This window comes from Francisella sp. SYW-2 (assembly GCF_008711475.1).
GTDB lineage: Bacteria > Pseudomonadota > Gammaproteobacteria > Francisellales > Francisellaceae > Francisella > Francisella salimarina.
The window spans coordinates 1-6,976 of record NZ_VXKO01000045.1 but is presented as its reverse complement, the minus strand read 5'-3'; the positions used below and the strand labels follow the sequence as shown (position 1 = coordinate 6,976).

The following is a 6,976-nucleotide window of genomic DNA, read 5'->3' as shown; positions in this document are numbered from 1 at the left end:
ATTACCTAATGATTCTTCTAAACCTAAAAAGAAAAAATCCATAACTACTAAAAATATAAATATCTACGATATCTATATTTTACAAAAGTTCATAAGTTTAATGAAAGATTAAATCAACAGTCTTTCACACTTCGATAAACCCAAACAAAACCAACCAAAGTTGTTGGAGTGGTGGTTATTTCTCTTATAATCCAGATGGTCAAAATCCAAAAGATTTTTATGAAAACCTATTAAGAAGCAACTCCAAGCCTCTTCTACTTCAAGAATCTGAGAATATTTCATCAGGAGAGCTAGATATGAGTAAAATTCCTCTGACTCCAGATATTACTAGTGCAATTTTAGCTGCTGAAACTGGTAAGTTATGTGATAATCCTCAAGAATATATATTCTGGGATGGTGTCCATCCAACCTATCAAGTGCATAAAGCGCTATTTGAATATATCGCTAAAGAGTATTTAGGAATAAATATATAGATAGAAGACTTAATCGAAATAGCCACCAGCAACAAAACGATCAATAAAATGTTGGCTAAAGTGCATTTTATTCAATTTAACATTTTCCAAAAGTTGTTGGTATTGGCCTGACTTAAAAATATAATCAAGGACATAAAAAACATTTCCCTTACCAACTACCTTTTCAACCTTTTCTTCAAACTTAGAAAAGTCCGTTTTCTCATCAATATAATCATCTAATAAAGAACAAAGCTTATCTATAGTTTTCTCATCAGCTCTGTCAAAGTATTTTGCAACCTCATAATGAAACTCATACTTACTATCATGAAAAAATGGATATACATTTCCTTTCCAAGCAACTTTATAACTATCATCAACATAGTCACTACTCAAAACATTTAGCTTCATAAGATGATAGTAAAATTTATTTGTATTCATTTGATTTTCCTATTTTATTTATTAAGCTCTTCTTGAACTATTTGGTTAACTTGCTTAGGATTTGCCTTGCCTTTACTAGCTTTCATAGCCTGACCTACGAAAAAGCCCATAAGCTTAGTTTTACCAGCTTTAAAGTCAGCAGCTTGTTGAGGGTTAGCAGCAATTATACCTTGAACTAGCTCTCTTATTGCACCCTCATCTGATACTTGTTTCAAACCTAGTTTCTCGATAATATTAGCAACAGATGTAGCTGACTCAATATATTCTGCTATGACTTTTTTAGCATTCGCTTGTGAGATAACATCTTTTTGGACATTATCAATAATTTCTAATAGAATCTCAGCAGGGATTATATTTGCTGAAAACTCTTTTTCCGCTCTATTAAGAGTTGATATTAGATCAACTGTTATCCAGTTATACGCCGGCTTATAACCTATCACAGTCGCTACCTGATCATAGTAATCTGCTATCTCAAGATTTGATAATAAAAACTCAACTTCTTGATCAGCTAAATGCTCACGATAGACTGCTTCACGCTCTTCTGGCTTGAGTGGCATCTGCTTTTTGATACTTTCGATATATTCATCAGTTATTATCAATGGTAATAAATCTGGATCTGGGAAATAACGATAATCAAAAGCATCCTCTTTTGCACGCATTGAACGTGTTTCATTTGCATCAGCATCATATAGACGAGTTTCTTGAACAACTTCTCCTCCAGACTCTAGCACAGCTATTTGACGAGCATATTCATACTCAATCGCTTTATCAATAAATCTAAAAGAGTTTATGTTTTTAAGTTCTGCCCGAGTACCAAACTTATCTTGGCCTTGTGGTCTAATTGACAAGTTGACATCACATCTAAACGAGCCTTCTTGCATATTACCATCACATATACCCAAATGTTTGACTAGCTGATGAAGCTTCTTAAGATAAGAAACCACCTCTTCAGATGACCTAAAATCAGGATATGTAACTATTTCTAAAAGTGGTGTACCTGCACGGTTATAATCTAATCCTGTCTCGCCAGCTACATAACCATGAACTGATTTCCCAGCATCTTCTTCTAGATGAGCTCGCTCAATTCTGATAGTTTTGGTTCCATTAGAAGTTTCAATCTCTAGATTACCCTCTTGTACTATTGGATTATGAGATTGACTAATCTGGTAGCCTTTTGGTAAATCTGGATAAAAGTAATTCTTACGTGCGAAGAAACTATCCTTTGATATCTTAGCATCTACAGCTAAACCAAATATAACAGCTTTACGAATAGCTTCTTTATTTACTACAGGCAAAGTTCCTGGCAAACCTAAATCTAAAAATGCAGCCTGAGTATTTTGATGCTGCCCATATTTTGTTACAGAAGTCGAAAACAGCTTAGATTTAGTACTTAACTGAATATGGACCTCTAGCCCTATCACCATTTCCCAATTCACTATTAAATCCTCGCTTGTTCTAAAATAAATTCTTCAATACCATAACTATTTTGATATTGTGTGACCATTTGTGTCAAAACATTATCATTAAATGCTTTAGCCATGAACTGACCACCAACAGGTAAATCATTAGCAAAACCAATCGGAAAAGCTATTGCTGGTAGACCTGATATATTAGCTGGTATAGTATAAATATCTGATAGATATGCCGAAACAGGATCTAACTTATCGCCTTTTTTGAAAGCTTCACTTGGAGCTGCAGGCATAAATACAACATCAACTTGCTCAAATATTTGATTAATTTGATCAGTCATCACCTTACGTAGCTGTTGAGCCTTATTATAATAAGAGTCATACTGACTTGATGCTAACACATAGTTACCTATCATGATTCTACGCTTAACCTCTTCACCAAAACCTTCAGTACGAGATTTTCTGTATAATTCATCTAAGTCTCTAGCTTCTGGGTTACGGTAGCCATATCTAATACCATCATATCTAGCTAGGTTAGCAGCTGCTTCTGCTGGTGTTATGATATAGTAAGTTGAAAGAGCCTCTTTTAAGTCAGGGACCTTAACTGACTTTATTTCGGCTCCTAGCTTTTTGAAATTATCAAGAGTTTTTGACACAGCTTCTTGTATTTGTGCTGGCAGGTCTTTGATCAAACTTTCATCAACACCAATTACTTTACCTGAGATATCTTTCTCTAAGTCTTGTGTAAAATGATTTTCTTTTACACCAACACAGGTAGAATCATACTGACACTCTCCAGAGATAGTATCCAACATAATAGCTACATCTTCTGCATAATGTCCAAAGATACCTGCTTGATCAAAAGATGATGCGAAGGCTACCATACCAAATCTTGAAGTACTTCCATAAGTTGGCTTCATAGCTGTTAGACCACAAAAACTAGCAGGTTGTCTCACAGATCCACCTGTATCTGAACCTGTGCTAACAGGAGCAAAGCCTGCAGCAACCGCAGCTGCTGAGCCACCTGAAGATCCACCTGGTACTCTCTCCAAGTCCCAAGGATTACTAACAGCTCCATAATAGCTATGCTCATTAGTTGAGCCCATAGCGAACTCATCCATATTTAACTTACCAAGAGTTACCATACCTTGATCTTTACAGTTTTTTGTAACTGTTGAATCATATGGAGCTACGAAGTTATCTAGCATCTTAGAAGCTGCTGTTGTTTTGATACCTTTTGTACAAAAAAGATCTTTATGCAAAATAGGTATACCAGTCAGCAAACTTTGCTGACCTGCAGAAATAATAGCATCAGCGTTTTCTGCTTCTTTTAGTGCCTCTGCTTCACATAGTGTAATTACAGAGTTTATGGTTTTATCTTGGTCTTTTATTTTTGCTAGATATTGCTTAGTCAGCTCAACTGTTGTGACTTCACCACTATCTAACCTTGCTCTCAATTTTTTAATATATGACATTGCTCACCCTATTTAACAACCTGTGGCACCATAAAATAATCATCAACTACTTCACAAGCAAATTTATCAAAACTTGCTCGATTATCTTGATCTTGAGGAATATCTTCACGAAATTTAAAATCAACACTAATTGGAGAAACCATCGGCGTAACTCCATTAGCATCAAAATTCTTGACGGCATCAAGAATCTCACAAATATTGGTAAGATCTTGAGTATATTGCTCTAACTGCTGCTCATTCAAATCAAAACAAGATAGCTTAGCAATATGTTTTACTAGTTTTTTATCCATTTAAACACCTAAATAAATCATTAGAAACAAATACTCCTAAATTATAGAATACTCATAATGATAAAGAAAGATATACGACTACTATTTTATATTAGATGGTTGGTTCTGAATTTGTTCTTTTATCGTTGCTGGCTTGAGCACCGGTTCACTTTTTTTGACACCTATATGTAGCTGACTACTGTTTAGATTTATAGGGAAACCATTATATCTACGCCATAACTCATAACCCAGACTAACATCATTAAGCAATACCCAACCATGTACTTTGGTACCTAACCTTAATACATCTGACGATGGCCAATCTCTACTTCCGCTTTGCTTAACAAATATTTTAAACTGTCCTTGAGCATTATTTTGAGGAGAAATAAATATAACCTCTCCTTCAAAAGTACCTATAGCGACTTGTGGCCAACCACTAAACTGAACTGCTGGCCACCCCTCAAATTGTAGCATTACCTTATCACCAACTTTGACAAGAGGAACATCCATACTGTTGATCCACAACTCAACTATTCTAGACTTACTCTCCGGCACAATTGTCGCTAGCACATCAGTATCTTTTACAATCACTCCACCCATACCATGGATACGATCCATTATTACCCCATCAGTAGGCGCTTTAACTAATCGACTTTGTTGACGAGCTATCTGAACCTTAACTTTTGCTAGATCCACATTAAGCTTTGATAATTCTTGTGTGTAATTAACCATCTCCATCTGAGCTTGCTCATATATCCTCTGAGTACTCGCTCCTTTATCTATTAGATACTTATGCCTTTCGATATTGTTTTGAGTATTTTTAATAGCCAGCTTAACAGATTTAACACCTAACTCTATCGCTGCTTTTTCTTCTTCTAAGCGTGAGACAACCTCAGGATCAAGATCTAGTACCTCAACAATAGGATCTCCTTTTTTAACAGCATCGCCCTCAAACACATACCACTTGCCTAATCTACCACCTATTGGAGCAGAAATATTTTGTTGACGTTCAGACGGTGATAAGGTTGTTACATCTCCATAACCATCAACAGTCTGCTGCCAAGGAATAATAGCCAAGATAACACCAACTGCTATGATGCTTAATAAAACTAAAAATATAATCTTTTTAAAACTAGGATCTTTCCTAAGCATTTCAGATGATTTTAACTGCATAATAAGTCACCTACTGAATAGATATAATTAAGGTTGGTAACGCTATTTTACGAAGTATGTTCGTAATCGCCATATCACCGTTTCTATTTGTTAAACCATACGAGTCAACCAATATCAACAATTTAGGCTGCTTCAAAATGGCTCTTATCAAGTTCATTTTCAATACTACTAAGGTATTAAATTCTAGATTATATTTTATAGTCTGAGAATCAATTTCCATTTCAAAATATTTCTCGAGAAACTTCACATCAAAAGCATCAAGAAGTTCGCTTAGATAGCTCAGTCTCTCTTGAGAAAAGTCACTTTCGCAGAGATTATCCAATACTGTACCGGCAATAATTTCAATACCGCTAGCTATATGAATTTTTTTTGCTACTTCTTTTTTACTATAGTTATTCAAACAAATACTATTAAGCTTTATCACTCCCAAAGAATCATCATCAAAGAATGAATCTAATATTTTTTGAGCACCACTTACTGACAAACATAGCTGGTGAAAATTGTCTTTTTCATAATCAAGATAATATCTTTGATCGTCAGAGACACTGATATCAATCGATGAAATTGTATTAACTATACTAGCCTCTTTATGTTGTATACTATCTTTTTGCCCTTCAGAAATCTCAAGTAGATCTAATATTTTACGTACAGCTACCATGAAGCCATAACAATCATAGAGATATTGACTAAATTTCAATAACCCCAGTAGAACTATATTTACCAATATTTCTGCAGCGATTAATTGACCAATAGATAGCTGACCATTTATGATTAGGTAACTACCAATACCCAACAGCAATATATTTATGAAGATGTACGTTAAGCCTATATAGATATGCTGTCTAAGAACCACACCAAAAAAACTTGATCTAGCTTCGATATAGCCACATAACTTAGCATCTACTTTGTTTATAGAATTTTCTAAAGGACGTTGCTTGAATGACAGAAACTCAGCTGTCTTCTCTTCCAAAGAGTCAACTATACTATATATTTTGCTAGACTCTCTCACTCCCGCATTATAGCCTGCCCTCATAGGAACAAAAATGGATAATACAATACAGGTAATAAGCAAAATATCAAAGACCAAAAATAGCGGATGATAAAATGCTAAAATAATCACACAAAAAAGAGTTTGCAAAAATATATCAAGAAGTATTATAAATATAACTGATACGGATTTTTGCAAGAACTTGAGTTCAAACGCTCTATTAATCTTTTCCCGAACATTTATCTTATCTAACTTGTTAAAATCAACTCTATAAATAGCTGTCATCACGCGTAAGACAACATCTACAAAGACTTTTCTTTGGATATCTTCAACAAGTTTTAACTGTAAAATTCTCACAAAAAAAGCTGCTGTTAGTAAAATAAATAAAATAGTAATAAGTGATATAACAGGTCTAATAGACAAACTGACACCAACAAGATTAACTAGTGTCTGAACTGATACAGGTATTGTCAGCGATAAAAAACCTAGCAATAAACTATATATTATGAGTATATAGACAGTATGCTTAGGAATCTTTAAAACCGTTTTAATTTGTTTATACAACATAATAAGTAGAGTACAACATCAAGGTGAATATACTACTTTAGTATAATATTGTTTTAAATAATGTCTATACTGGGATATTAATTTTCTCTGTACACGATAAAAAATATTGAAAGGACTGATTAAAGCCTTATATATTCATTATTTGCGAAAGATGAAAAAGTACTTTAATCAGCTAAGAGGAAGTCTATCTGAAATATTCAATTGG

At 34.1% G+C, this 6,976-nt stretch carries 6 protein-coding genes and 1 pseudogene; 1 reads left to right on the top strand and 6 read right to left on the bottom strand.

The window, feature by feature from the left end:
- Positions 1-122 precede the first annotated feature (122 nt).
- Positions 123-473: pseudogene (locus tag F3D57_RS10530) on the top strand (GDSL family lipase); the annotation flags it as partial.
- 9 nt (positions 474-482) lie between these two features.
- Here F3D57_RS10530 and F3D57_RS09820 read toward each other — a convergent pair.
- From F3D57_RS09820 to F3D57_RS09795, 6 genes are all read right to left on the bottom strand, one after another.
- On the bottom strand, positions 483-890 hold the full coding sequence (locus tag F3D57_RS09820; RefSeq protein WP_013922293.1) for a hypothetical protein: 408 nt from the start codon (positions 888-890) through the stop codon (positions 483-485).
- A 14-nt stretch (positions 891-904) separates the two neighbouring features.
- Positions 905-2,326: an Asp-tRNA(Asn)/Glu-tRNA(Gln) amidotransferase subunit GatB gene (gene gatB, locus F3D57_RS09815; protein ID WP_150466121.1), complete on the bottom strand. Its 1,422-nt coding sequence runs from the start codon at positions 2,324-2,326 to the stop codon at positions 905-907.
- A 2-nt stretch (positions 2,327-2,328) separates the two neighbouring features.
- Positions 2,329-3,774, bottom strand: coding sequence for an Asp-tRNA(Asn)/Glu-tRNA(Gln) amidotransferase subunit GatA (gatA, locus tag F3D57_RS09810; protein ID WP_150466120.1), 1,446 nt, complete (start codon positions 3,772-3,774; stop codon positions 2,329-2,331).
- Between the two features lie 8 nt (positions 3,775-3,782).
- A complete protein-coding gene (gene gatC, locus F3D57_RS09805; RefSeq protein WP_013922290.1) occupies positions 3,783-4,064 on the bottom strand; it encodes an Asp-tRNA(Asn)/Glu-tRNA(Gln) amidotransferase subunit GatC in 282 nt (93 codons plus the stop codon).
- Between the two features lie 81 nt (positions 4,065-4,145).
- A complete protein-coding gene (locus F3D57_RS09800; RefSeq protein ID WP_191092388.1) occupies positions 4,146-5,216 on the bottom strand; it encodes an HlyD family secretion protein in 1,071 nt (356 codons plus the stop codon).
- Positions 5,217-5,226: 10 nt separating this feature from the next.
- Positions 5,227-6,771, bottom strand: coding sequence for an ABC transporter ATP-binding protein/permease (locus F3D57_RS09795; RefSeq protein WP_150466118.1), 1,545 nt, complete (start codon positions 6,769-6,771; stop codon positions 5,227-5,229).
- Positions 6,772-6,976 lie beyond the last annotated feature (205 nt).

Excerpts from the sequence above, each read along its gene's own strand:
- F3D57_RS09820 (WP_013922293.1), bottom strand. The coding sequence starts at position 890 with ATGAATACAAATAAATTTTACTATCATCTTATGAAGCTAAATGTTTTG.
- gatA (WP_150466120.1), bottom strand. The coding sequence starts at position 3,774 with ATGTCATATATTAAAAAATTGAGAGCAAGGTTAGATAGTGGTGAAGTC.
- gatC (WP_013922290.1), bottom strand. The coding sequence starts at position 4,064 with ATGGATAAAAAACTAGTAAAACATATTGCTAAGCTATCTTGTTTTGAT.
- F3D57_RS09800 (WP_191092388.1), bottom strand. The coding sequence starts at position 5,216 with ATGCAGTTAAAATCATCTGAAATGCTTAGGAAAGATCCTAGTTTTAAA.
- F3D57_RS09795 (WP_150466118.1), bottom strand. The coding sequence starts at position 6,771 with ATGTTGTATAAACAAATTAAAACGGTTTTAAAGATTCCTAAGCATACT.